This window comes from Streptomyces viridosporus (genome assembly GCF_002078235.1).
Classification (GTDB): Bacteria; Actinomycetota; Actinomycetes; order Streptomycetales; family Streptomycetaceae; genus Streptomyces; species Streptomyces viridosporus.
The window spans coordinates 25,979-47,033 of sequence record NZ_MSGP01000117.1 but is presented as its reverse complement, the minus strand read 5'-3'; the positions used below and the strand labels follow the sequence as shown (position 1 = coordinate 47,033).

The 21,055-nt window shown below is 69.9% G+C and carries 18 protein-coding genes and 5 pseudogenes; 16 read left to right on the top strand and 7 right to left on the bottom strand.

Annotated features, from left to right (window positions below; all coding sequences use genetic code 11):
• The first annotated feature begins 14 nt into the window (after positions 1-14).
• The 4 genes from B7L92_RS08880 to B7L92_RS08865 are packed head-to-tail and all read left to right on the top strand — an operon-like array spanning position 15 to position 3,983.
• Positions 15-1,214, top strand: a complete 1,200-nt coding sequence (locus B7L92_RS08880) for a cytochrome P450 (RefSeq protein ID WP_255310825.1) — start codon at positions 15-17, stop codon at positions 1,212-1,214.
• A 14-nt stretch (positions 1,215-1,228) separates the two neighbouring features.
• Positions 1,229-1,648, top strand: a complete 420-nt coding sequence (gene panD / locus B7L92_RS08875) for an aspartate 1-decarboxylase (RefSeq protein ID WP_081236894.1) — start codon at positions 1,229-1,231, stop codon at positions 1,646-1,648.
• 31 nt (positions 1,649-1,679) lie between these two features.
• Complete coding sequence (locus B7L92_RS08870; RefSeq protein ID WP_081236886.1) at positions 1,680-2,636, top strand: class I SAM-dependent methyltransferase; 957 nt, start codon at positions 1,680-1,682, stop codon at positions 2,634-2,636.
• A 9-nt stretch (positions 2,637-2,645) separates the two neighbouring features.
• Complete coding sequence (locus B7L92_RS08865; RefSeq protein ID WP_081236885.1) at positions 2,646-3,983, top strand: acyltransferase domain-containing protein; 1,338 nt, start codon at positions 2,646-2,648, stop codon at positions 3,981-3,983.
• Here B7L92_RS08865 and B7L92_RS08860 read toward each other — a convergent pair.
• The 4 genes from B7L92_RS08860 to B7L92_RS08845 form a co-directional block, all read right to left on the bottom strand.
• The gene (locus B7L92_RS08860) at positions 3,975-4,427 is read right to left on the bottom strand and encodes a DUF2087 domain-containing protein (protein WP_159461013.1); all 453 of its coding nucleotides are present in this window, start codon (positions 4,425-4,427) and stop codon (positions 3,975-3,977) included. The genes B7L92_RS08865 and B7L92_RS08860 overlap by 9 nt on opposite strands.
• 98 nt (positions 4,428-4,525) lie before the next feature.
• The gene (locus B7L92_RS08855) at positions 4,526-4,858 is read right to left on the bottom strand and encodes a DUF6204 family protein (RefSeq protein ID WP_081236883.1); all 333 of its coding nucleotides are present in this window, start codon (positions 4,856-4,858) and stop codon (positions 4,526-4,528) included.
• Between the two features lie 39 nt (positions 4,859-4,897).
• Complete coding sequence (locus tag B7L92_RS08850) at positions 4,898-6,562, bottom strand: MFS transporter (RefSeq protein ID WP_081236882.1); 1,665 nt, start codon at positions 6,560-6,562, stop codon at positions 4,898-4,900.
• A 57-nt stretch (positions 6,563-6,619) separates the two neighbouring features.
• Entirely contained in the window at positions 6,620-7,234 is a 615-nt protein-coding gene (locus B7L92_RS08845; protein ID WP_255310831.1) for a TetR/AcrR family transcriptional regulator, read from the bottom strand.
• A gap of 212 nt (positions 7,235-7,446) precedes the next feature.
• On the opposite strand from B7L92_RS08845, the gene B7L92_RS08840 reads away from it, so the two are divergent.
• The 7 genes and pseudogenes from B7L92_RS08840 (at position 7,447) to B7L92_RS43840 (ending at position 14,039) form a co-directional block, all read left to right on the top strand.
• Complete coding sequence (locus B7L92_RS08840; RefSeq protein WP_159461012.1) at positions 7,447-8,664, top strand: cytochrome P450 family protein; 1,218 nt, start codon at positions 7,447-7,449, stop codon at positions 8,662-8,664.
• Positions 8,665-8,704: 40 nt separating this feature from the next.
• A complete protein-coding gene (locus B7L92_RS08835; protein WP_081236879.1) occupies positions 8,705-9,487 on the top strand; it encodes a HipA family kinase in 783 nt (260 codons plus the stop codon).
• The gene (locus B7L92_RS08830) at positions 9,484-9,879 is read left to right on the top strand and encodes a DUF3037 domain-containing protein (protein WP_081236878.1); all 396 of its coding nucleotides are present in this window, start codon (positions 9,484-9,486) and stop codon (positions 9,877-9,879) included. Before B7L92_RS08835 ends, B7L92_RS08830 begins: the two co-directional genes overlap by 4 nt.
• A gap of 59 nt (positions 9,880-9,938) precedes the next feature.
• Positions 9,939-11,303, top strand: a complete 1,365-nt coding sequence (ccrA, locus tag B7L92_RS08825) for a crotonyl-CoA carboxylase/reductase (protein WP_081236877.1) — start codon at positions 9,939-9,941, stop codon at positions 11,301-11,303.
• A 347-nt stretch (positions 11,304-11,650) separates the two neighbouring features.
• Positions 11,651-11,828, top strand: a pseudogene (locus tag B7L92_RS41555) (methionine adenosyltransferase); the annotation flags it as partial.
• 28 nt (positions 11,829-11,856) lie between these two features.
• Positions 11,857-12,702, top strand: coding sequence for a phytanoyl-CoA dioxygenase family protein (locus tag B7L92_RS08820; protein WP_081236876.1), 846 nt, complete (start codon positions 11,857-11,859; stop codon positions 12,700-12,702).
• Positions 12,703-12,954: 252 nt separating this feature from the next.
• Positions 12,955-14,039, top strand: a protein-coding gene (locus tag B7L92_RS43840; RefSeq protein WP_438363977.1) for an IS630 family transposase whose coding sequence is annotated in 2 segments (ribosomal slippage) — positions 12,955-13,413 and positions 13,416-14,039 — 1,083 coding nt in all. Because the reading frame shifts where the segments join, the coding sequence is not laid out codon by codon here.
• Positions 14,040-14,078: 39 nt separating this feature from the next.
• Here B7L92_RS43840 and B7L92_RS40210 read toward each other — a convergent pair.
• The gene (locus B7L92_RS40210) at positions 14,079-14,897 is read right to left on the bottom strand and encodes an AbiTii domain-containing protein (RefSeq protein ID WP_143626267.1); all 819 of its coding nucleotides are present in this window, start codon (positions 14,895-14,897) and stop codon (positions 14,079-14,081) included.
• A 177-nt stretch (positions 14,898-15,074) separates the two neighbouring features.
• Here B7L92_RS40210 and B7L92_RS08800 point away from each other — a divergent pair.
• The 4 genes and pseudogenes from B7L92_RS08800 to B7L92_RS08785 all read left to right on the top strand — a co-directional run.
• Positions 15,075-15,302, top strand: a pseudogene (locus tag B7L92_RS08800) (IS630 family transposase); the annotation flags it as partial.
• A gap of 16 nt (positions 15,303-15,318) precedes the next feature.
• Positions 15,319-15,615 (top strand): hypothetical protein, encoded by a 297-nt coding sequence (locus tag B7L92_RS08795; protein ID WP_081236872.1) that lies wholly within the window; start codon positions 15,319-15,321, stop codon positions 15,613-15,615.
• Positions 15,616-15,835: 220 nt separating this feature from the next.
• A complete protein-coding gene (locus B7L92_RS40585) occupies positions 15,836-16,210 on the top strand; it encodes an NUDIX domain-containing protein (RefSeq protein WP_159461011.1) in 375 nt (124 codons plus the stop codon).
• A gap of 182 nt (positions 16,211-16,392) precedes the next feature.
• Positions 16,393-16,896: pseudogene (locus B7L92_RS08785) on the top strand (IS30 family transposase); the annotation flags it as partial.
• A gap of 388 nt (positions 16,897-17,284) precedes the next feature.
• Here B7L92_RS08785 and B7L92_RS08780 read toward each other — a convergent pair.
• Both B7L92_RS08780 and B7L92_RS08775 read right to left on the bottom strand, forming a co-directional pair.
• A pseudogene (locus B7L92_RS08780) lies at positions 17,285-17,704 on the bottom strand (DDE-type integrase/transposase/recombinase); the annotation flags it as partial.
• A gap of 212 nt (positions 17,705-17,916) precedes the next feature.
• Positions 17,917-20,058: a hypothetical protein gene (locus tag B7L92_RS08775; protein WP_255310824.1), complete on the bottom strand. Its 2,142-nt coding sequence runs from the start codon at positions 20,056-20,058 to the stop codon at positions 17,917-17,919.
• 409 nt (positions 20,059-20,467) lie between these two features.
• Here B7L92_RS08775 and B7L92_RS42110 point away from each other — a divergent pair.
• A pseudogene (locus B7L92_RS42110) lies at positions 20,468-20,572 on the top strand (TetR family transcriptional regulator); the annotation flags it as partial.
• Between the last annotated feature and the right edge of the window lie 483 nt (positions 20,573-21,055).

Sequence of the window (21,055 nt, the reverse complement as noted above, 5' to 3'; positions counted from 1 at the left end):
CAAAGGAGAGCGTTGTGTCCGAGACCGTTCGTCCCGTCGACGGCCTGCCCATGTCCCGTGGCACCTGCCCGTTCGACCCCGCACCCGAGCTCGCCGAGCTGCGCGCGGAGCAACCGGTGGCCCGCATGGTCTTCCCGGACGGCCACCTCGGCTGGCTGATCACCGGCTACGACCAGGTCCGCCGGCTCCTCGCCGCCCGGGGCATGAGCTCGCGTGGCGACCTGCTGCGCACCCCCATTCCGCTGCCGATGGCCGGGGACCGGACCGACTTGGCGCCGGGGATGTTCACGGCGATGGACCCGCCGGAGCACACCCACTACCGGCGCCGGCTGACGGCCTGGTTCTCGGCCCGCCGCACCCGGACCATGGAGCCGAGGCTGGCCGAGCACGTCGAGCTGTATCTCGGCCAGATGATCGAGGAAGGCTGCCCCACCGATCTGGTCGCCGCGTTCGCCGAGCCGGTCGCCGGGCTGGTGATCTGCGAGTTGCTCGGTGTTCCCGCCGACCGGCGGGATGTGTTCGTCAAGGGGATCAAGGCGCTGCTGACCGTCCACTCCAGCGCGGAGGAGGCAATCGCCGGCTGGCAGAACGTTGGTGGGCAGCTGATGGAGCTGATCCGTTCCAAACGCGAAGAACCCACCGATGATCTGCTCGGCACGCTGGTCGCCGACGGCGATCTCAGCGACGAGGAGCTGGCGACCATCGGCAGCGTGCTGCTCGTGGGCGGCTACGACACCAGCAAGAACATGATCGCGCTGGGCACCTTCGCCCTGCTGGCACACCCCGACCAGTACGCGGCGCTGGCCGCGGACCCGGGCCTGGGCGCCAACGCGGTGGAGGAACTGCTGCGTTACGTGACGGTCATGCACGCCGGCTCGATCCGTGCGGCAGGCACCGACATGGACTTCGACGGGCACCGCTTCACCGCAGGCGACGCGGTGTCCCTGTCGCTGGCCGCGGCGAACCGGGACCCGGCGCTCTGCGAAGACCCGGACCGCCTCGACATCACCCGGCCGCCGGTGGCGCATCTGTCGTTCGGTTACGGCATCCACCAGTGCGTCGGGCAGCAACTGGCGCGACTGGAACTGCGAATCGCGTTCGAGGCGCTGGCCCGGCGGCTGCCCGAGCTGCGTCTGGCGACACCCGCGGACCAGATCCGCACCAACCCCGAATCGATCATCTACGGCGTCCACGAGCTGCCGGTGACATGGTGAACGGAGACCATCCGGTGTACCGAGAGATGCTCAAGTCGAAGATTCACCGTGCCACGGTGACGCAGGCGGACCTGCACTACGTCGGCTCGCTCACGCTCGACTCGACGCTGATGGCCGCCGCGAACCTGCTGCCCGGAGAGAAGGTCGACGTCGTTGACATCGACAACGGCGCCCGGCTCAGCACCTACGTCATCGAGGGGCCGGCCGGCAGCGGAGTGGTCGGCATCAACGGCGCGGCGGCCCGGCTGATCAGCCCCGGCGACCTGGTGATCATCATCTCGTATGCGGCGATGGCCGAGGAACAGGCTCGCGCGTACCGGCCGAGCGTGGTCTTCGTCGACGGCGGCAACCGACCGAAGAGCGTCGGTTCCGACCCGGCCGAGGCACCCGACGGCGCCGACGACCTGATGCGCGGCGACACCGTCAACGCGTGACCGCACCGATCCGGCGAACTCGGAGACCACAATGAGCCAACCCGATGTGATGACCGCCTTCACCGCCGGTCTGGCGGACATCAACCTCGACGAGTCCAGAGCACCCCGCTCGGGGGTGAAGGCCGCCGGGATGAAGTCGGCCAGTTCCTCCATCTACGACATGGCGGCCACCTTGTCCGGTCGCGGCGAGTTGTGGAACTGGGGGATGTACGACCCTGATCTGGCAGCCGAGATCGAGGCCCGGATGCCCGGGTTCACCGAGTTCGGCACCGACGGTTTCAGCGAGCAGCTCTACTACCTGGCCCTGCGCGATCTTCCGGACGGCTTGGACGGGTGCGCCGGCCGGGCGGTCCTCGAGGTGGGCTGTGGGACGGGCGAGGGGCTCAACTTCCTGTCCCGGCTCGTTCCCGGCGCCCGGATGACCGGCCTGGACCTGTCGCCGAAGGCGATCGCCCGGGCCGAGGCCACCCTGGCGCGGGGCGAGAGCCTGAGCTTCGTTCACGGTGATGCCGAGAAGCTTCCGTTCGAGGACTCCTCGGTGGATGTGTTGATCAACATCGAGAGCTCGCACACGTACCCCGATCTCGGCCGCTTTCTGCACGAGGCCGCGCGGGTGCTGCGTCCGGGCGGGACGCTGTCGCACATCGACGTGTTCACCCGTCAGCGGCTGCAGACGATGCGCGGGATCACCGAGGAGATGCCCCAGCTGAAGTGGATCAGCGATCACGACGTCTCCGGCGAGGTCCGCGCCGCGGTGCGCCGCCGGATGGCCCCGGGCAGCCGCTTCCGTCGCACGCTGGACCGGCAGCGGATGAACCCGCTGGTGCGCACGATCGCCACGCACAGTCAGATCCTGATGTTCGGTGGCATGTTCGCCGACTACCAGCCGCCCGCCTCGATCAAGGTACTCAGCCGACTGGGCCTCGTGCCGTGGATGAGCGGCCTGCCGATGGAGAGCTACCGGCACCAGGTCGCCGTCCGAGTGTGAGGGGGAGAAGTGACCGTACGGCTCTTCGCCGTCGCCGCCGAGACCGAGGACGGCCTGCTCGCCGCGATCCGCGGGCACGCCGACCGGATCCGCGCCGGCCGGGATCTGCCCTCGCTGGCCCGGTACTGCCACGACGCGGCAGCCGGGACGACCGGCCTGGCACACCGGGCCGCTCTCACCGCCGAGTCGTACGACGACCTCGCCGTGGGCCTGGACAAGCTGGTGCAGGGGTGGGCCGACCGGACGTCGGCACCGTCGCTGTCCCGGCGACCCGGCCTGGTGTTCGTCTTCGCCGGTCAGGGCGCTCAGTGGGACGGCATGGGCCTGGAACTGCTGGCCACCGAGCCGGTGTTCCGCGCGGCGCTGCAGCGCTGTGACGAACGCGTGCGCGCGCTGGCCGGCTTCTCGTTGATCCAGCAGCTGGGGGCCGACCCGGCAGCGTCGCGGCTCGGTGAGATCGACGTGCTGCAGCCGACGATGGTGTCGCTGCAGATCGCCCTGGTGGCCCTGTGGCGCAGCTGGCATGTGGAGCCGGACGCGGTGACCGGGCACAGCATGGGCGAGATCTCCGCCGGGTACGCGGCCGGCGCGCTCAGTCTCGACGACGCCCTGCTGATCGCATGCCGCCGCAGCGCCCTGCTGCGGCGGATCGCCGGCCGGGGTGCGCTGGCCACCACCGAGCTGTCGCCCGAGGCCGCGCACGCCCTGGCCGCCTCCAGCGGAGGCCGTATCTGCGTCGCAGGGGAGAACAGTCCCCGCTCGACCGTACTGGCCGGGGACACCGCCACGCTGACCGCTCTGGTCGAGGACCTCGACCGGCGCGGCGTCTACTGCCGGATGGTGCGGGGCACGGTCGCCTCGCACAGCCACTACGTCGACGAACTGCGCGACGACCTGGCTACGGCGCTGTGCTCGCTGAGCCCGGTGCCGTCACGGGTACCGATCTACTCGACCGTGACCGCGGCGCCGGTCCCCGGCACCGCGCTCGGGCCCGCATACTGGATGCGCAACCTGCGGGAGCCGGTCCGGTTCGCCGCCGCCACCGGGCGGCTGGCCGAGGACGGTCACGAGATCTTCGTCGAGGTCAGCACCCATCCGGTGCTGCTCAGCAGCCTGCGCCAGACGCTGGAGAGCGCCGGACGGCCGGGCGAGGTGCTGCCCTCCGGCCGCCGACGGACCGAACGCCGGGCCATGCTGTCGTCGCTCGGCACTCTCTTCACGTACGGCCGCGACCCGCACTGGCCGACGTCCGCCCCGCCGATGCCGGCGCTCACGCCCTACCAGGCCGCCGTCCTGGAGGCCGTCCGGCGTCCGCGGCCCTCGCCGGCCGCGGTGGGCTCAGGATGACTGGCCGGGCCCGACGAGGGAGACGAGCCGGTAGGCGCCCGACTCACGGTGCAGGAAGCCGTCGTCGACCAGGAACCGCCGCAGCGACACCGCGTCCACGGTGGTGCCCTCGCACCACGGCCGCAGCAGATCGGTCACGGTGCGCTCGTCGTACTCCCGGTCAGCCTCGAAGGTCGTCGCCGCGACGTGGTCCAGCACGGCCCGCCGGGTCTCGTCGTCCTCCGGCAGTCGGACCAGCACAGTGCCACGGACGTAGCCGCGCAGCCCGGGATCGGGCTGTTCGGCCTCCGCCTGCTCCTGCAGGCGGCGTCCGGCAACCTCGGCCGCGCTGCCCAGGGCGGCCTCGTCGACGGCCAGCCGGCCCGGGCCCTGGGCGATGATCAGGCCTTCGCGCAGCAGCCGACCGATCGCCGGGGCGGCCTCCGGGGCGGCGAGCCCGGTCATGGCGAGAATCTCCGCGGACGTCGACGCGCCCAGGGCTACGGCCGAGAAAATCCGCCGCCGAGCGGAGTCGGAAAGGAGAACGGTGAATGTCTCGGGCGTCATCGTCCCCGCCGCTTGATCTTGATGGTCTCCAGGTCGGTGCAGACGGACCGCAGATCGCGCACATCGGCGCCGAGGTCTCGGACGGCGGCCGTGGCCAGTTCCTCGGCCCCGGCGACGACCTCGTCGATCTTGTCCTCGGCGTCGGCCTTCACGACACAGCGGAAGGTGAAGGTGAGCAGGGTCCGCTCGTAGGTGACGGTGCCCTCCTCGGTGAACTTCGACTGGAACAGGTCGTGCTTGTCGGCCACGGCCAGCAGCTTGGCGCGCTGGTCGTCGTCGAGCGGCGCGAATTTGCCGTAGACGATGATCTGGTAGTTCTTACGGGGCATGATGGTGGTGCTCCTCAGGTGTCGGGGGGGTGGGGACAGTCAGGACACGCCCAGCCGCCGCGGTTGCCGCGGCAGCAGGAACAGCAGGCAGATCACCGCGGCCAGGCCTGCGGACGCCCAGTAGAGCGCTTCGCTGAAGGTGGCGATGAATGTCCCGGAGTTGATGTCGGTCAGGGCGTTTCCGATCGCGGTCTGCTGTGCGGGGTCATCGGCGCCGAGGGCGCGGCAGGTCTCGGGCACGGCGGTGAGGTCGGCCTGGCTGTGGGCGTCGACTGCGCAGGCGCGGATCTCGGCCTGCTGCGAGGCGACGGCCGGGACGCTCGGCAGCACCCGGTCGGCTTGCGTCCCCGCATTGGCGGCGAGGCCGGAGAAGAAGATCGCACCGATGATGGCAACGCCGAGGGCGGCGCCGAGCTGACCGGCCGCGTTGATCAGGCCGGACGCCGCACCGGCCTCCCGCGGCTCGACGTCGTTCAGGGTCATGCCGGTCAGCGGGGCCAGCAGCATGCCCATGCCGGAGCCGAGCAGCAGCATCGGGACGACGGCGTGCCAGGAGGTGATCGTCTCGCCGGCCAGGTGGGCGATCCACGCGTACAGCAGGAGCCCGGCCATCATCAGCAGCGCCCCGGCGAACAGGCAGTTGCGTCCGTAGCGGGGGAACAGCTTGCGGACGGCGAGGTTGCCGGCGATCGGGACGCCCAGCGAGAACGGGATCGCGGTGAGACCGGTGTGCAGCGCCGACCAGCCGAGACCGCCCTGCAGGTAGAACGTCCAGCTGAGGAAGAATCCGGCCGGGATGCAGCTGAACAGCAGCTGTGCGCCGACCCCGGCGCCGAAGGTCCGGATCTTGAAGAGGGAGAGGACGACCAGGGGCGACCCGTCCTTGGCGGTCTTGTACCGCTCGTAGTACACGAACGCCACGAGGACCGGCACGGAGGCGATGAGCGAGGCGATGCTCCAGGTCGGCCAGCCGAGTTCGCGCCCGCGCAACAGGGGCAGCAGCAGCAACAGCAGTCCGGTGGTCGCCAGCACCATGCCGACCGGGTCCAGCCGGGTGGCGCGGGGCGACTTCGACTCGCGCATCCACATTGCGCCGGCGATCAGGGCGGCCACGCCGAACGGCAGGTTGACCACGAAGATGGTCCGCCATCCCAGGCCGGCCGGGGCCCAGGAGATCAGCACGCCGCCCAGCAACGGTCCGGCGACGATGGCCAGGCCGATCATGCTGGCGTACAGGCTGACGACCCGGCCGATCTCCGCTGCCGGGAAGGTCACGTAGATGATCGCCAAGACCTGCGGCACCATGATCGCGGCGGCGATGCCCTGCAGGATCCGGGACGCCACCAGGACTTCGGCGCTGGGCGCGAAGGCGCACAGGGCCGAGGCCACGACGAAGCCGGCGACGCCGAACAGGAAGGCTCGTTTACGGCCGAAGATGTCGCCGAGACGGCCGCCGGTGATCAGGGTGACCGCGAAGGACAGGGTGTAACCGACGTTCAGCGCCTGGACGGCGGCCGAGGAGGCACCGAGGTCTTCCTGGATGCTCGGGATCGCGACGGTGACGATGTTGACGTCGAGCAGATCCATGAAGGTCGCGGCAAGCAGGACGATCAGCGCCAGCCAGCGCTTGGGGTCCGGACCGTCGGCGGCGACGGGCGGTCCGAGAGCCGCTTCCGCCGTCGTCGACTTCGCTTCCTCGCTCATGGGAGGTACTCCAGTTCTTCGGTATGGCGTGGCCGGGAGAAGGGACCGGCCGACGGCTCAGGGGGTGGTGCCGCTCTCCGGGGCGGGCGGACCGGTGGGTTCGGCGGTCCCGGCGCGGGCCAGCGCGGTCCACGACCGCATCAGCAGATCCACCACGTCCATGACGCCCCCGGCCGGGCTCTCGCCGGCCGAGAGCACGCGCTGGATGGAGAGCCCGTCGTCCAGGGCGTGCACGATCAGGGCGAGCAGCTCCACCGGCGCGGGCGGGGTGACCGAGCGGGCGGCGAAACCCTGCGTGAGGGCCTGGGCCATCGCCTCGCGGGAACGGCGCTCGCGGTCGGCCAGCAGGGACAGCACTGCCGGATCACGCATGCCGTAGAGCCACAGTTCGGTGCGCAGGGCCAGCCAGCTCGCGAAGTTCTTGTCCCGCTCGCGGTGCCAGTTGCGCAGGTGCTCGATCGTCTCTTCGAACGAGTCGGCGTTGGCGCTGAGTGCCTGCACCTCGGCCAGTTCGCGCTCGGTGCGCTGCTCCAGGAGGGCCAGGATCAGCTGCTGCTTGCCGTCGAAGTTGCCGTAGAAGGCGCCCCGGGTGTACCCGGCGCGTTCCACGATCTGTTCGACCGAGGTGCCGTTGACGCCGCATTCGGCGAACAGGTCGGCAGCTGCCTGCAGCAGCTCCTGGCGCGTGATTTCCCGGCTCTCCTGCCGGGTGAGTCGTTTGCTGATGATCGGCCTCCTTCCGAGAACTCAGATACAGTACCGCATTCTGATACAGTCCTGTATCTGAATACTGCATGGTTCAACCCGGGGCGTGCCGCACCGCTCGCCAGCGGCCCCCGTCAACACCCGGATGAGCGTTGTGAAGCTAGCGAATGGGGATGTCGGTGACCGGAACATTCGACTGGACGGACGTCGAGTTCGACCTGTCCGACGTGAACTTCGTGACCGACCGCGAGGCGGGGGAACGCTGGACAGGAGCGCCCCGACCGGTGTGCCCGGGCCGCTTCTCCGACGGCAACGACGTCTACGTCGTCACCCGCTACGAGGAGGTCCGCAGCCTGTTCACCGACCGCCGGGTCAGCAACCACCCGCCGGAGGGCGTCCACCTCGACAGCATGCGCCGCCGCGGCGTGCCCGAGGAACTGCTCAAGTACTTCGACTCGACGATCATGACGATGGTGCCGGAGGACCACCGGCGCGTGCGGTCCCTGATAGACCGGGCGTTCTCGGTGCGCCGGGTCAAGTCCCTGCGCCCCCGGATCGAGCTGCTCGCGGACCAGCTGCTCGACCGGATGGACCCCGAAGGCGAGACGGACCTCGTCGCCGAGTACGCCCACCCGATCTCCACCACGGTCATCTGCGAACTCCTCGGCGTCGACGACGAGTACCGCGACCAGTGGCTGAAGTGGTCCGAGGCGTTCACCACCTTCGTCCGCCCCGACCCGGAGATCCTGCCGCCCGCGCTGCACGGCATGGTCGACACCGTCATCCGGCTGATAGGCGCGCGCCGTGCCCAGCCCGGCGACGACCTGATCTCCGACCTGGTCCAGGTCAGCGACGAGACCGAGAAGCTCGACGAGGTCGAACTCGTCGCCCTGGTCCTAGTCCTGGTGCAGGCCGGCCTCGACACGGTCCGGCACTCGATCTCGCTCAGCTTCTTCAACCTCCTGACCCACCCCGACCAGCTGGAGCTGGTCAAGACGCAGCCGGAGAACACCGTCCGGGCGGTGCGCGAGCTGGTGCGCTACTCCGGCCCGATCAAGATGGCCCTGCCGCGCTTCGCCGCGGAGCCGATCGAGATCGACGGGGTGACCATCCCCAAGGACGGCCAGATCCAGCTCGTGGTAGGCGCCGCCAACAACGACCCGGAGCGCTTCACCAACCCGCGCGTCCTCGACGTCACCCGCGCCGACAACCCGCAGCTCAGCTTCGCCGCCGGCGACCACTTCTGCCCCGGGGCGTCGCTGGCCACGGCGGAGACCGAGATCGCGCTCAACAAGCTGTTCGCGCGCTTCCCCGACATCCGCCTGGCCGCCGACCCCGACGACGTCGGCCCACGCTTCCTGAAAGCCGTCACACAACTGCCCGTCCGGCTCGTGTGACCACCGTTTCCATGCCCGACAACGAACAGCAGGATGAGTTTTGTTGCAAAGAGTCTTAGGAACGCAGTACCTGACCCCTCTGCGTGAGGGCGGATCGCTGCCCGGCTTGGTGGAAGCCGACAACGACGGCGTCTACGTCGTGAAGTTCCGTGGCGCAGGCCAGGGCACCGCGGCCCTGGTCGCAGAGATCGTCGTGGGCGAACTCGGCCGGCGCCTCGGCATACGCGTCCCCGAACTCGTCACCGTCGACATCGACCCGGAAATGGCGCGCCGCGACCCCGACCAGGAGATCCAGGAGCTGCTGCGGGCCAGCGCCGGCGAGAACCTGGGCATGGACTTCCTGCCCGGCTCGGTCGGTTACGACGGGGTCGGATGGGAGCCGCCCGCCGAGGAGGCCGCCAGGATCTACTGGCTGGACGCGCTGACCGCCAACGTCGACCGCACCTGGTCCAACCCCAACCTGATCATCTGGCACCGCCAGCTCTGGGCCATCGACCACGGTGCCGCACTGCTGTTCCAGCACTCCTGGCCGAGCGTCGCCACCTGGGCCGAGCGCCGGTACGACCTGTCCCAGCACGTGCTCGCCGACCTGGTCGCCTCCCTCGACCCGGCCGTTCTCGCCAAACTCGACGCCGAACTCGCCGAGACGGTGACCGCCGAGGCGCTGACCGAGATCACCGCCATGGTCCCGGACAGCTTCCTGCTGGGCATGAACTCCGTTCCGGAGGACGCGGACCCGGCCGATCTGCGGCAGCGCTACGTCGACTATCTGCTCACCCGATGCGCCGGACCCCGTGCGTGGTGGCCGGAGGAGGACGCATGACCACCGCCACGCCGTCCGCCCTCAGCTTCGACTACGCCCTGCTGCGCGCCGTCCCGCGAGTCGACCGCAGTGAGCAGATCAACGTCGGGGCGCTGCTCTACTGCCCCGGCGCGGACTTCCTCGGCGCCGCGGTCCACGTCGACGCCGACCGGCTTCGAGCGCTCGACCCCGACATCGACGTCGACATGGTCGCTGCGGCCCTGGACACCATCCGCGCGGTGTGCGCGGGCGGCCCCGAGGCCGGTCCCGCCGGATCCGGCACTCGCGGGGCACGCTTCGGCTGGCTCACCGCACCCCGCAGCACCGTGATCCAGACGAGTCCCGTGCACGGCGGGCTCACCACCGATCCAGCCGCCGAGCTCAAGCGCCTGATGGGACGGCTCGTGCACTGACCCGGGCGGCGGCCCGCCGGCCCCCCTTCTTCCGCAGTCGCGTTCACGGAGGAGCACAGATGCAAGACATCATCAGCGCCGTTCTCGACCCGGACACCCGGCCGGAGGACTTCGCCGCACTTTCCATCCCGGAGAGCTACCGCGCGGTGACCCTGCACGCGGACGAGGCCGAGATGTTCGTCGGAGTCGCGGCCCAGGACCGCGATCCGCGCCGGTCGGTGCACCTCGACGAGGTCGCCGTTCCCCAAGTCGGTCCCGGGGAGGCGCTGGTGGCGGTGATGGCCAGCTCAATCAACTACAACACCGTGTGGTCGTCGCTGTTCGAACCGTTGCCGACCTTCACGTTCCTGGCCCGGTACGGCCGCCGCTCACCTCTGGCCCGTCGTCACGACCTGCCCTACCACGTCATCGGCTCCGACCTGTCCGGAGTCGTGCTGCGTACCGGGCCCGGCGTGTACGCGTGGAAGCCTGGCGACGAGGTCGTCGCGCACTGCCTGTCGGCCGAGTTGGAGGCGCCCGACGGGCACAGCGACACGATGCTCGACCCGGACCAGCGCATCTGGGGTTACGAGACCAACTTCGGCGGCCTGGCCCAGCTGGCGCTGGTCAAAGCGAACCAGCTGATGCCCAAGCCGGCGCACCTGACGTGGGAGGAGGCCAGTACGCCCGGTCTGGTCTCCTCCACCGCGTACCGGCAGCTGGTTTCCCGCAACGGCGCCCAGATGAAGCAGGGCGACAACGTGCTCATCTGGGGCGCATCCGGCGGCGTGGGGGCGTTCGCGACGCAGTTCGCGCTGGCCGGCGGCGCGAAGCCGATCTGCGTGGTGTCCAGCCCGGCCAAGGCCGCCATCTGCCGGGCGATGGGCGCCGAGGCGGTCATCGACCGTGCTGACGAGGGCTACACGTTTTGGAAGGACGAATACACCCAGGACCCAGGGGAATGGAAACGGTTCGGCCGCCGGATCCGGGAGCTCACCGGCGGGGAGGATCCCGACATCGTCTTCGAACATCCCGGCCGGGACACCTTCGGCGCCTCGGTGTACGTCACCCGCAAGGGCGGCACCGTCGTGACCTGTGCATCCACTTCCGGCTACCGCCACGAGTACGACAACCGCTACCTGTGGATGTCACTCAAACGGATCATCGGATCACATTTCGCCAACTATCGGGAGGCATGGGAGTCCAACCGCCTCATCGCCAAAGGCAAGATTCACCCCACCCTCTCCCGAACGTACGCCCTGGAACACGCCGGTCAGGCAGTCGACGACGTGTACCGCAACCGGCACATCGGCAAGGTCGGCGTGCTGGCCCTGGCACCGCACGAGGGGCTGGGCGTCCGCGACACCGCGATGCGCGATGCGCATCTCGACGCGATCAACCGCTTCCGGCAGACGGAGTCGCCGCGAGACCAGGAACTCGTATGACCGGCGATCCCAGCTGAACGAGGAGACACCACATGCCCGTACGCGACGGCGCTCTCCACGCCGGGAGCGACCTCCACATGTCACACACCCGGAGAACCGTCGCATCGTGGAGGAGATGGTCCCGGAGTCACCCCGGGACTGGCCCGTCGTGGCCAGTGACATGGCCGAGATCTTCGCCGACGTGGAGCGGACACCAAGCCTGCTCAGGCAACGATGGGCCAAGGTCATCTGGCCTCCGGGAAACCACGAGCTGTGGACCCGTCCGCAGGACGCCGTCCAGGCGTGCGGCGCGGCACGCGGCCCTGGTCCGGATGTGCCGGAGACCGACGTGCTCACCTCGGAGGACGCGTACGCCGTACGCCATCAAGGAGGTTTTCGATCTGCGCACCGCCGCGATCATCCGCGCCCTGGAGCTGCTGCGCCTGATCCACCAGCAGGCCGCGGCGTACGGGCGGCCGGGAGCCGCCGGACCTGAAGTGGGAGAGCACCGAGCGCGCCCAGAACCTCAAGGGCATCGCGTCCTGAACCGCACGCCTTCATGGAGGGGAAACAAATGACCGACAAAAATCTCGTCACGGTACACTCCGACGCCGATCTCGACCAAGTCTGCAATCTCCTCGATCAGCATGGTGCAGTCGTCGTGGAGGAGTTCCTGGACCCCGACACCCGGCAGGCGCTCTGGGCCGACCTGGGTCCCGCGCTGGAGAAGTTCGGCTACGGCGACAATGATTTCTCCGGCCACAAGACCAAACGGATGTCCTCGCTGTTCGCCCGTAGCCGGCACATGGCCGCCGTTGCGCTGCACCCGTTGTTCCTCGGGGCTGCCCGCCGACTCATTCAGCAGCCCGTGCCCGTGTGGTTCAGCGGTCAGCAGGTGAACATCTCACCCAACATCCAGGTCAGCGCAACCCAGGTGATCCAGATCTGGCCCGACGAGGGTGCGCAGTGGCTGCACCGCGACGATACCTCTCACCTGCGGCCCTACCCCGCGCCCATTACCCGGGTCCAGGTCATGGTCGCGATGACCGATTTCACCGCGGAGAATGGCGCGACCATGACGATCCCGGGAAGTCACCGCTGGGACGACGAGCGGGCACCGCAGCGCGACGAGGCGGTGCCCGCTGAGATGCCGGCCGGATCCGCACTGATCTGGCTCGGCGGTCTCTATCACGGTGGCGGGCGTAATTCGTCCACCGAGCCGCGTACCGGGCTGACCCTGTCCTATATCGCCGGCAACATGCGACAGGAGGAAAATCAGTATCTCGCGGTGCCGATGGATGTGGTCCGCGAGTACCCCGAAGAGTTGCAGCGTCTGCTGGGCTACGACGTCTGTCCTCCATTCCTCGGCTGGTACGAATCCAGTAACCCGCTCAACCTGATCACCGAGCGCGCCGGTTGACGAGCTTCCCGTGTCGGCCGTCATCCGCCTTCGACTTCCGAAGTTGAAAGGCTGGGGATCTCGGTTTCCCTTCCTGCTTCTTGTCGGCGTGGATATGTGCCTTTATCGCGACGCAGGCGCTCGGCGCAGTCACCCAAGAAGCGGGAGGCGTCCCGGTGGGGATGCCTCCGGGCCTGTCGGTGAATTACTGACCTTGTAGCCGTGGTGTCGCGGGTGGCTGACGGAGTGTGATCCCTGCGGTATGCCGTCTGTATGAGGTATCCGCAGGGCGGTGGGCTCACGCCTGAGAGACAGGCATTTCGCGAGCGGATCCGCATGGAGGCGGCCGAGCGGTTCGCTGCCGGGGCCTCGAACGCGGAGATCGCCAAGGACTTACGGGTCACCGTGCGCTCGGTGCAGCGGTGGCACCGGGCCTGGCAGGACGCGGGCGCGGACGGGCTGCGTTCGGCCGGGCCGGCCTCACCGCCCAAGCTCAGCGACGCGCTGTTCACCGTGCTCGAGCTGGAGCTGGACAAGGGTGCAGTGGCGCACCGCTGGCCGGATCAGACCTGGACCCTGTCCCGCATCAAGACCCTGATCGGACGCCGGTTCCACAGGAGCTTCACCCTGTCGGGCATCGCGCAGATGCTGCGTCGCCACGGGCGGAGCCACCAGATCCCCGCCCGGCGCGCAGTCGAGCGAGACGATGCCGCGGTGGCGGGATGGGTGAGGGAGACCTGGCCGTCCGCGGAAGAACGGCGGCGGCGCTCGACGCCTACCTCGTCTTCGAGGACGAGGCCGGCTTCTCGATGACGCCGCCGACCGCCCGCACCTGGTCCCGCCGCGGGACCACTCCGGTCGTGAGGATCCGCGGACGATCCCAGCGCCGGATCTCGATCGCAGCCCTGGCCTGCTACACACCAGGCGAACGCTCCCGCCTGATTTACCGACCCATCGTCCACCCGGACCACAGGGCCGGCGGGCGCCGCAGCTTCGCCTGGACCGACTACCGCGACCTGCTGATCGCGGCCCACCGGCAGCTCGGCCACCCTCTCGTACTCGTGTGGGACAACTTGGACGTCCACCGCGACGCCCGCATGCGCGCCTTCATCGACGCCCACGACTGGATCACTGCCCACTACCTGCCGCCGTACGCACCGCAGTTCAACCCCGTCGAAGGCATCTGGTCCCTACTCCGCCGCCGCAGCCAGGCGAACACCGCTTTCACCGACCCCGCCCAGCTCATGCGCGCCCTCCGCCGAGGCCTGCGCGAGATCCAGTACCGCAGCAACCTCATCGACGGATGCCTCACGGGCGCAGGCCTCACCCGGACGACACCACGCCTACAACCTCAGTAACCGCCTGAGGCGTCTATGCGGTCACACATTAGCAACGTGTCATTTCGCCACGGCCACGGTAGCGATGACACCGGCAATGGTCGCCGTCGCCGCGATGGCGCTCCATATCACTGAGCTGCGGTGCCACCAGGGTTGCAGGAGCGTCGGCACTGGCTCGTTGGCAGAAACGGTCGCTGTGCTGTCACCAGCGGATTTCGCGCTTGGCGCGACAATGTTGATTGTGGTTCCGTCACCTCCCGTGATACTGAACGTCTGCTGCGCGGCCGAATCGATCTGATCAGGACTGGGATTCCGCTGGCCGGGCGGCATAGCCGCTCTCACTTCCGCGACGAACTGCGTCAAGCGTGTCCTGATGTGATCATGGACCTGCTGAAGAGCCGTCAGCCGCACTAACCAATGCAGCGACAGGACGGCGGAGCCGTTGCCCAGCTCATTCGTCACCTCCGCCAGGTACTCGGCTGAACCCGGCGGGCGGAGCTCCAGGTTGTACCCCCTGGCGATCAGAGCCTCCATCTCCCTGACTCCGTATCGGATCGGCGCATGCTCCCCGATGCCACGATCACGTACCGACTGAGGAAGCTGATACGGGCTGATCCGCCGGATACCTTCTGCTCGTGGCCGGCCAGGGGCGCTGGGCTCCAGAGCTATCTCGAGCGTTGCCGCAACCTCTCGAAACCTGGGCACTTCCTCGCCGACTTCATACCCTTCTAACTGCTTCAGCGCCCAGGCACGGAGTTCTTCCTGGCGAGCATAGCCAGCTATGAGCAGAAACCGTCGAAGGGCGGTGGCCAAGGAGACGTCCTCGTCTAAAACGGCACGCTCAAGCTGGTCCAGGCCCTCGATGTCAGGTGTCGTCACAGAAGCCGAGTATTCCCTGCCCATCTCTAGTCGAGGAGGATTTCACAGAACATCGCTCGCCTACACGCGATACTTCCGCTTAGTCCGAGGATTTATGTTCGATTATCGGGCGTCAGAATTTATGCCGGTTTGGCACGGCTTTGCCGGTGAAGCGACGATTGTCCACTCACAAAGGCCGCCTCGTGGGTGAACCCGATCGAGGCCCACTTCGGACCACTGCGGCAGATCACCATCGCCAGCTCCAACCACCCCGTGCAGGCCCGGGCCCTGCATGCGTACCTGCGGTGGCGCAACGCCAACGCCCGCCACCGCGACGTCCTGGCCGCTGAACGCAAGGAACGCGCCCGCGTCCGCAGCAAGGAAGGCATCCGCTGGGGCGGACGCCCTCTCGAACCTGCGGCGTGAACAACCCGGCGTCGGGATGACCGTGGAGTGCCTGGCCGTGAACTTCCTCAACCTCGAACTGCGTCCGTTCCTGTCCCGGTGGCACCCGCGCCTGCGGGCCTTCGAAGAGGCGTCACCGGGGCGCCCCGAAACGGAGTGGCCCCTCGCCGCGGACTGCGGTGCCGAACTGCGGCTGCTCCAGGGCAATGCCCGCAGCTACCTGCTGGCGTTCGCGCGACTTGCCGGCGTCCGGGACGCCGAAGCAATGATCGACGCACCCCTGGTCCACCGCCCCCATGCCGTGGCGCCGCCCCGTGGACCTGTGGGCAGCTGACAACCGGGCGGTCCGCCCGGTCTCGACCCGACCCGACCCGTCCCGTCCCGCCGGCCGGGCCGGTACGGTGCTCACGTGGAGCAGCGAGGACCATGGACCCGGTACGGCGGCACGATGGCATACCGCACCCCCCCATTTCCAGGTACACCGTGACGAGGTCACCGGGCCCGACGGACGACGCGGCGGCTACGACTGGGTTCAGGCACCCGACCAGGTTCGGGTGGCGGCTCTCGTCGAGGGGCAGCTCCTCTTGGTCGAGCAGTACCACTACCTCGCCGGTGCCCTGTGGCAGTTGCCCGGTGGGTCCGTCGACCCGGACGACGACGCGTTGACCGCGGCGCGGCGCGAGCTGGCCGAGGAGACGGGGTACCACGGCGGCACCTGGATCGGGCACGGCTTCCTCCACCCCCTGCCCGGCCTCACCGACTGCCGGGTCCACCTGTGGTGCGTCGACCAGCCGACATCCGGTCCGGCCGCTGCGGAGCCGTCCGAGGCGGACCTGAGGGTCCTCCGCGTTCCCCTGCCGGAAGCCGTCGCCGCCATCGCGAGGGCCGGCTCCGCTGCGCTCCCAGCGCCGCTCTGGTCCTGTCCCTGACGGGCTGAGCCGGGCCGTCCACCGGCGCGGACCCGGCTCCGGGACCCCGGCACGACTCACCGCGGCCTCCGCCGGCGCGCGAAGGGCCCCCGGCGATACCGAGCGGCCCAGGTCGGGAGGCAGGTGCCGAACAGTGCTGGCCGGATCGGCGCCGACGGCACGCGCCCTCAGGTAACCCCGCCCCCGCGGAGGTCGAGGACCGCACCGTCCCGGGCCACTGGGAGGGCGACCTCGTGATGGACACACGCCCCTCGGCGGTCGCAACGCTCGTCGAACGCACCAGCCGCTACACCGCCCTCATCGCGCTGCCGGAAGGCCTCAAGGCCGAGCAGGTTGCCCCACACCTCACCCGAAGTCTCCTCGGTATCCCGCCCCAGCTGCGGCGGACGCTCACCTGGGACCGGGGGCGCGAGATGGCCGAGCACCAGGCCATCACCGCCACGACCGGTATGCCGATCTACCTCTGCAAACCGCGCAGCCCGTGGCAGCGCGGAACCAACGAGAACACCAACCGACTGCTACGGCAGCATCTCCCCAAGAGCGCGGACCTCCGCACGTTCAGCCAGGCCGACCTGGACGCCATCGCCCACGAGCTCAACCACCGTCCGCGCAAGATCCACGGCTACCGCACCCCGGCAGAGGTCTACGCTGAGCTTCTGAACAGCGGTGATGTGCTGACCACTTGAGCCCGCCAACGGGAGGCGTATCTACCGGGCCAGTCAGTCGACCCCGTATGTCCATCGAGCTGATGCCGTATCAACCTAATGTCCAGTAACCCAGTTGCAGTTCGCTATCCCTGCTGGTCAGAGGCGCCTTCTCGAGTCCATTCGGCTGCCGTGCCATCTGGCGCCGGAAGTCCGTAACCTCCCCCGAGGCCGGCTGTCGTGATCGTCATGCAGGATGTGCGACCCGACGTCTGGGTGGCGGAACTGGAAGAGGTACTCGCGCAGATCGGTCACCAGTTCGAGCGGATGGACCAGAGACGCAGGCACTCGCCGGCGTTGTCACGTTGTTGGGTGCGTGGCTGTCTGCTGGCGCTTCGGGGCGTGGTGGGCCCGCGGCCCGGGCCTGCGCTCAGGCCGTGGTGGGCAGGTTGGCAGCGCCGGTGATCCGGTCCCGGATCGCGAAGCGGACGGTCATCTCGGCGTGGTAGTTCGAGGCGGTCATCAGGTGGCGGCGGGGCCGGAAGTGCGGTGAGATACCGCCGAACACGGCCAGGAACCGTTGTGCGGCACCCACCGATCGGAAGCCCTTCATCGCACGCCCGCGTTGCCGCGTGGGCTGGTGGCTGTTCCCGGCCCGGTCGTTCAGGCCCTTGTGGCAGCGGTGCTCCACCGACGGCACGACCTCACGGTGGGCGGCACCGTGGGAGCGCAACTTGTCGGTGACGACCACCCGCGGCACCGCACGCGTCGTCTTCAGCAGGCGGCGGAAGAAGCGCCGGGCCGCGGCCTTGTCCCTTCGGCCCTGGACCAGGATGTCGAGCACGGGGCCGCCGGCGGCCCCGGCCGCCCGGACCGCGCGCGCCGACGGCGGATGGTCTCGTGGGAGACGAGGACGCCGCGCTGCCCCTGCCGCACCAGCGGCGCGGACATCTCACCGCCGAACTCCCCGACCGTCACCCCTGGCAAAGCTCTGCCGGGCCCGGGCGTTGGTACGCAGCGGGATGGGCGCACCTGCAGGCTGTCGGCCGGGGCCGGGGCATGTCAGCGGCGGCGCCCGGACGATGCCCGCTGCGCCGTCTTCTTCGCGTGGGCCGCCGCGTCTGCCACCCTGCGGTCCGGGTGGTGGGCGTGCAGGGTGTCCAGGATGCGCAGCGACGTGCCCGGGTCCGCTTCGGCCAGGGCGTCGGTGAGGGCTGCAGCGCCGCCGGGCCAGGTGGCGGCCGCCGTGTCGAAGGCGGGGAGCAGGGTCGTCGGCGGGATGTCGGCCGCGGCCGGGGTGCCCGTCTCGCCCGCGTCGTACCGGCGCTTCCCATGGCCGAGCCTGTCGTCGATCCAGCGCTGGTCCAGCTCCTCGACGAGCACCGTGGCGCGGGCGGTGAGGGGGACCATGTCCTCGGGGACGGACTCTCCCCGGGCCAGCAGCAGCCCGCGGGCGGCGGCCCCGGTCACCGGGTCGGTGAGCGCGGCGCGCAGCACCGTGTCGGGGATCGCGGCGACATCGAGGCGGGCGAAGTACTCGGACGTGCGGGCGGCATCGGACTCGTCGGCCTTGGCCGCGGAGACGGCGTCGAGCAGCTCGCCCCATGCCTCGTCCGTGCCACCGCGGTGCGCGGCCCACGCGGCAAGCGTGGCGGCGGCGATCCGGGTGGGCCAGTGGCGGGTGGCGGCCACGGTCTCGGCCGCGTTCCACTCCGCCACGGTTTCCTGGTCGGGGGCGGCCGCATGGCCGGCGGTGAGCACGTGGCGCATGACGGCGGCGCCGAGCGGGGTGAGCCCGTAGGTGTCGCCGGTACGGAAGACGCAGCCGGTGGCGGCCAGTTGGTCCACGAGTGACGCCAGTCCGTGTGCGGGGGCGTCGAGTTCGGCGCGGTCGGCGTCCGTGACGGCGGGCATCCCGAGGAGTGGGGACAGCTCCTCGGGCGCCGGGAGCTCGTAGGCGTCGGGGGCGTTGCGCGACACGGGCGTCGGAGCGTCCTCCAGTGCGGGCGGCAGGCCGTCGGACTTCGCGTCGGCAATCTTGCGGGCGATCGAGTCGGGGGTGCTGCCGCGTTCGTACAGCGAGTAGAGGAGGTGCGCTGCGTCGAACGAGTACGCCTCCTGCGGGCCGGTGACCGGCGGCAGCCGTTCGGCCTGGGCGGCCAGGACGTCGGCGGCCAGCTCGAGCAGCTCCTGCGGGGTGCCGTCGGCCCACACGGCGGTGGCGGGGCCGGGCAGGCCGCAGCGTTCCGCGACGTCGCGCAGCTCGTCGTCGAAGGTCCCGGCCGCGAGCGCCGCGGGCAGCGGGGCGGCGTGCAGCAGGTCCCGGATCTCGTCGGGCGACGGGACGGACGGCGGGGGCGGCAGCGGGACGGACGAGTCGCCGTAGTAGTCGAGGTGTTCGTCGAGCATGCGGTCGGCGAGCGCGACGTGTGGCATCGCCTCCGGGGCGGGGGCGAGTGCGGCGTGCCGGACGGCGAACGCCTCCGTGAGCCCCGCCGCGGTCCACCGGTCGGTCAGCGCATCGGCGATGCGCTCCAGTTCACTGCTGAGCGCGTCGTCGGGGCGTCGGTCGTCCAGCGGCGGTGTGGGCAGCAGCGGGCCCGCCGGTGATGCCTCGCGGGTGTCGCGGGCGAACGCGGCGAGCAGCGCCTCGCTGAGACGGATCCGCACGGCGAACGTCCGTTCCGCCACGTCGGAACGGTGCAGCGGCTCGGGCAGAGCCGGCCGGTCGGCGTGCGGTGTGTTCTCGTAGGCGTCGAGCCAGGCCCTCACGGCGGCGGGGTCGTCCGGGTCGACACCGTCGGCGGTCAGCAGCGACGCGTACCAGCGGTGCCAGGTCAGATTCGCCGGGTCCGTCATGGCGCGGCGGAAGCCGGGCACGGCTTCCTCGACTGCGGCGAGCAGGCGTGCGTGACGCTTGGCGTTGAGCCGGCCCGCTGCCCGGACCCGGTCGGCGAGGGTGCCGAGGAGGCCGGGCAGGGCGTCCAGCTCGTCGTCGCCGGCGCACAGCAGCTGCGGCAGGTCCTCGTGCAGCACCTGCCGCAGCAGGCCGGGGGTCGGCTCCGGCACGCCCGCCCTGCGGTCCGCTCCGCGCAGCGCGAGCATCGTCAGCACAGCGTCCGTGAGGCGCGCCGGCAGTGCGACGTCTCTCTCCTCCGTCGCCCAGCTGAGGAAGTCGTCGCGGCCGGTGTTCAAGGCGTTCATACGAGTCACTCGTGGAGCGTATGGGTACGGGCGGCCCCGGTGATCCTTCCGGGGCCTGGGGTTGGCCCGATCGAGCGAGTGATACGTCTGTGCGGCCCGCTCCCCGGCTCACCGGGCGGAGCGGCGGCGGAGCCGGTCGGAGCCCGGAACCGGCAGGGGCGGGCGAGGCGGGGCGGGATTCGCGTGGTGGCGATGAGTTCGCGTCGAGCGGGCAGTCAGCACTGCACATGGACACCTCCGACACCACACCCCTACCCGATTCCACTCCAGCCGTAGTCGTGGATCTGGTGGGCTGCCATCGACAAGCGGTCGGGGACGGGAAAAGTGAGCGGAGTGAGGGCTCACTCCGCACTCTCGCGGTCATGACAGCGCCTAAGGAGAACCAGACCACCCGCGCCGCGCTCCCGGCATGTCGCTGGAGCGGCGCCGCGAAATGATCATCCAGACCGCGATCCCGCTGATCGCCGAGTACGGCGCCACAGTGACGACCGCGAAGATCGCCCGCACCGCGGGCATCGGCGAGGGCACGATCTCCCGGGTCTTCGCCGACAAGGACGAACTGCTGCGGGCCTGCATGGCCGAGGCGCTCTCCCCCGAACACGCGGTCCGCGAGCTGGACGCGATCGACGTGTCCCAGCCGCTGCCCGACCGGCTCGCGGAGGCGGCCGAGGCGCTGCAGGCGCACCTGTCCAGGATGGGCACGATCGCCGGCTCGCTGGGGCATCGCGGCGGCAAGCCCCCCGGCACCGTGCGCGGCGCGGGCCGCGACGAGTCGACGACCCGTACCCGCGCGGCCCTCGCGGAGCTGCTGGAACCCGACAAGGCCGTCCTGCGCCGGCCGCCGGAGCAGATCGCGGCCCTCTTCTTCGGGCTGCTCTTCGCCCAGCCGCGTACGGAGGACGAGCCCGACCTGGCCCCGCAGGAGCTGGTGGAGGTCTTCCTGCACGGGGCCGCTCTCGGAGGGCGCCAAGTGAGCGCGCGGAGAAGGCGCCTGGGG